1 protein-coding gene is annotated in these 408 nt (G+C 55.1%); it reads right to left on the reverse strand.

The window, feature by feature from the left end; genetic code table 11:
* A partial coding sequence (locus ACO0LN_RS30325) for an energy transducer TonB (RefSeq protein WP_422980485.1) occupies positions 1-408 on the reverse strand: 408 nt, incomplete at both ends.

Below are 408 nucleotides of genomic sequence, written 5' to 3' on the forward strand. Positions count from 1 at the left end.
ACTCGAGCTTCCATACATACTGGACTTTGGCCCAGGTCTGTTGTGGTTTGCCGTCGACGGTACCTGGTTTGTTTTTGCAGGAACCTGACATCAACTGGGATTTCACCGCATTGTCGAGACCGCGGAAACCGCTGGATTTGTCGATCTTGACGTCGGCAACAGAACCATCTGCACCAATCAGGACGGACAACAGGACGGTGCCGGTTTCTTCATTACGCAGGGAGGCACGCGGATATTCCGGTTTGCATCCACCGACGTTGAAGTCGATCACGCCTGGTATGGTGACGGGACCTGTGGCCTTGGTTTCTGCAACTGGTGCAGGTGGGGCCTGGGTCTTGGTGAATGTCGGGTTTTCTGGCTTGACATTCGATACCGCTGATATCGCTGGCTGTTGCTGGACCGGCTGCT

Origin of the sequence: Undibacterium sp. TC9W (genome assembly GCF_049339865.1) — a bacterium.
Classification (GTDB): domain Bacteria; phylum Pseudomonadota; class Gammaproteobacteria; order Burkholderiales; family Burkholderiaceae_D; genus Undibacterium.